The organism is Faecalicatena contorta (assembly GCF_021531995.1).
Taxonomy (GTDB): Bacteria; Bacillota; Clostridia; order Lachnospirales; family Lachnospiraceae; genus Dorea_A; species Dorea_A contorta_A.
Genome location: NZ_JAFBIZ010000187.1, coordinates 1 through 2,800, shown reverse-complemented (window position 1 = coordinate 2,800; position 2,800 = coordinate 1). Strand labels below are relative to the sequence as shown.

At 36.2% G+C, this 2,800-nt stretch carries 3 protein-coding genes and 1 tRNA gene; 3 read left to right on the top strand and 1 reads right to left on the bottom strand.

What is annotated here, in order from left to right:
- The first annotated feature begins 62 nt into the window (after positions 1–62).
- From JQM82_RS14905 to JQM82_RS14895, 3 genes are all read left to right on the top strand, one after another.
- On the top strand, positions 63–380 hold the full coding sequence (locus JQM82_RS14905) for a helix-turn-helix domain-containing protein (RefSeq protein WP_235251190.1): 318 nt from the start codon (positions 63–65) through the stop codon (positions 378–380).
- 362 nt (positions 381–742) lie between these two features.
- Positions 743–955 carry a helix-turn-helix domain-containing protein gene (locus tag JQM82_RS14900; RefSeq protein ID WP_235251189.1) on the top strand — a complete coding sequence of 71 codons (213 nt, stop codon included), beginning with the start codon at positions 743–745 and terminating at the stop codon, positions 953–955.
- 14 nt (positions 956–969) lie between these two features.
- Complete coding sequence (locus JQM82_RS14895; protein ID WP_235251188.1) at positions 970–2,361, top strand: site-specific integrase; 1,392 nt, start codon at positions 970–972, stop codon at positions 2,359–2,361.
- Between the two features lie 205 nt (positions 2,362–2,566).
- On the opposite strand, the gene JQM82_RS14890 is transcribed toward JQM82_RS14895, so the two are convergent.
- A tRNA-Arg gene (locus tag JQM82_RS14890) sits at positions 2,567–2,640 on the bottom strand.
- Positions 2,641–2,800 lie beyond the last annotated feature (160 nt).

The window sequence follows — 2,800 nt, the reverse complement described above, 5'->3', positions numbered from 1 at the left end:
AGTTTAATCCGTAATTTCACTTTCGTAAATAGATTAAAATAAAGAAAACGAGGTGAGAAAAAATGGATGAAAAATATATTGCAGACCGAATCACAGAGCTGCGCCTTAGAAAAAATGTATCCGAATATCAAATGAGTCTTGATCTTGGTAAAAATAAAAGTTACATCCAGAATATCAGCTCCGGACGTTCTCTGCCTTCCATGAGCCAGTTTTATGAAATATGCCGTTATTTTGATATTACACCACAGGAGTTCTTTGATGAAAGGATTCATAACTTACCTCTTTATCAAAAAGCAAACGATCTTTTAAAACAGTTGGATGAGGATGATATGATGGCGGTTATATCCATTCTCAAAAGATTAACCGCCAAACATCCCTAATGATTCTTACAGGCTGCCTTTTATGGCAGCTTAATTTTTTTCCAAAATTCTTCCAATCTCCAAAATTTCATGACTATTTCTAAGTAAATGGGCAAGACCCAAGTTGTACCTTGATAATTGCATACACCTCTCAGAAGATTGATATAGGTGCTGCAGATAGTGCCTGCATTTATTGCGTGCCTGCAGCTTTAAGATTACATAGTAACGCCTTCTACGTGGCCTGGAAGGGCATAGGAACTGGATTCTGAGAAGTTTTACAATATAAAAATTGAAATTTACAAGACAGAGAAAGAAACGTATAATAAATGCAAGAGGATCAGTAAGGCTATACGTTTCCAATGCTGTCTTAGAAAGGAGTATACATGACAGCAAAATCTACACATGAATCAGCTGCTATAAAGTCATGTGGATCAGATACCTATTCCGTTCAGGATATTGCCGTCATTTTAGGAATAAGCAATAAATCTGCATATAAACTATGCGAACAGAATTTCTTTATTTCCAAACGAATCGGCAGAATTATTCGGATAAATAGACGATCCTTTGAGGACTGGCTAAATAGCAAGTCAAATTAAAGGAGAGGTAACGTATGGCTACAATACTTAAACGTAAGAAAAAATATTCTGTTGTTTATTACTACGAGGATGAGAAAGGAGAAAAAAAACAAAAGTGGGAAACATATAATACCCACGCCGAAGCCAAAAAGAGAAAAATTGAAGTAGAGTCGGAGCAAAACAATGGAACCTTTATTCCACCAAAGGATGTTACAGTTCGCGACTTTCTTTATGATTTCGTAAAAATTTATGGTACGACACACTGGGCTTTATCTACTTATGAATCTAATTGCTCTCTGATTGCAAATTACATTAATCCAATCATTGGCGACGTTCCGATTCAAAGTATCAATCCTAAAGTTGTGGATGAGTATTATCAGACACTTAAAAAAACAAAATCCGTTGTTAAAAGAAACCGAACGCCTAGAAGTGAATATGTAACTCCAGGTGTTATCAATAGCGTACATAAACTTATGCGCTGTGCATTTGATCAAGCTGTGAAATGGGAATTAATTTCCAGAAATCCATTTCCGTTAGCCAATCGTCCAAAAACGACCTATAAGAAAAGAGATATATGGGATGCAGAAATGATTCGAAAAGCACTGGACGGATGCAAGGATCCAAAACTTTATATTGCAATAAATCTTGCATTTGCGTGTTCATTACGTTTGGGAGAAATCATTGGACTACAATGGGATAATGTACATATAAGCGATGCTGATATTGCTGCTGATGATGCCCATGTGATGGTTGTTCAGGAACTTGCCAGAGTATCCAAGGATGCCAGACAATTTCTAGATGAAAAAGATATTATTCAGGTATTTCCATCTATGATGAACGGTACAAGCACAAACCTGGTATTAAAAAAGCCCAAGACAGAATCCAGTATTAGAAAAGTATGGCTTCCAAAAACTCTTGCATATATCTTGAGAAAATGGAAGGAAGAACAGGATGAAGTAAAGTCTTTCTTTGGTGATGAATACTATGACTATGATCTGGTTGTTGCTCTTCCAAACGGCAGACCGAGTGAAAGCAGAGTTATTGAAAAGGAATTTAATAAGCTGAAGGAGAAACTTGAACTTCCAAACGTAGTTTTCCATTCTCTGAGACATTCCAGTACCACATATAAGTTAAAGCTCAATAAAGGCGATATAAAAGCAACTCAAGGTGACACAGGACATGCACAGATTGATATGATTACAGATGTATATGCTCATATCCTGGATGAAGATCGTAAGATTAATGCTCAGAAATTTGAGGAAGCATTTTATTCAAGATGTGATTTAAGATCTGTTCGTCCTCCTGAATATGAGAACAATAATCCATATTTGACAAATGTAGTTCAGGCACTTCAAAATTCACCGGAACTGACTGCTATGTTGAGCAATCTTATTGCCCAGGCATCCACAAACTTCAATAAAGATTAGGATATATCCTTATTAGCAGAATATTAGCAAGGAAAATTTATTAGCAACCTATTAGCAAGAGTTCGAATCCTGTTTTAAGTAGTTCGCCCACCAATTAGCAGAATATATACTTTTATGCATATGATAATTTGACGCAAAATAGGATATTATTTTTTCGGTACAAAAGAAAAAGTACCGGGAATCCTTGATTTCTCGGTACTTTTAGCGTTCCAGAGGTGACTTGAACACCCGACCCTTCGCTTAGGAGGCGAATGCTCTATCCAACTGAGCTACTGGAACACTTGTATATTATAGCAGTTTATTCAACTGTTATAAGCTATTTATTCAATTTTGGTGGACGACCTCCGACCACTTAGGAGGCACTTGTTATATCCATTTAACTAAGGGAACCCGCTTATCGCGCTTTTCTATTCTATCATCTCATTATTTGAAAATCAAT

What these genes read in the sequence shown, in the direction of transcription:
- JQM82_RS14905 (WP_235251190.1), top strand. Translation starts at nt 63, where the DNA reads ATGGATGAAAAATATATTGCAGACCGAATCACAGAGCTGCGCCTTAGA.
- JQM82_RS14900 (WP_235251189.1), top strand. Translation starts at nt 743, where the DNA reads ATGACAGCAAAATCTACACATGAATCAGCTGCTATAAAGTCATGTGGA.
- JQM82_RS14895 (WP_235251188.1), top strand. Translation starts at nt 970, where the DNA reads ATGGCTACAATACTTAAACGTAAGAAAAAATATTCTGTTGTTTATTAC.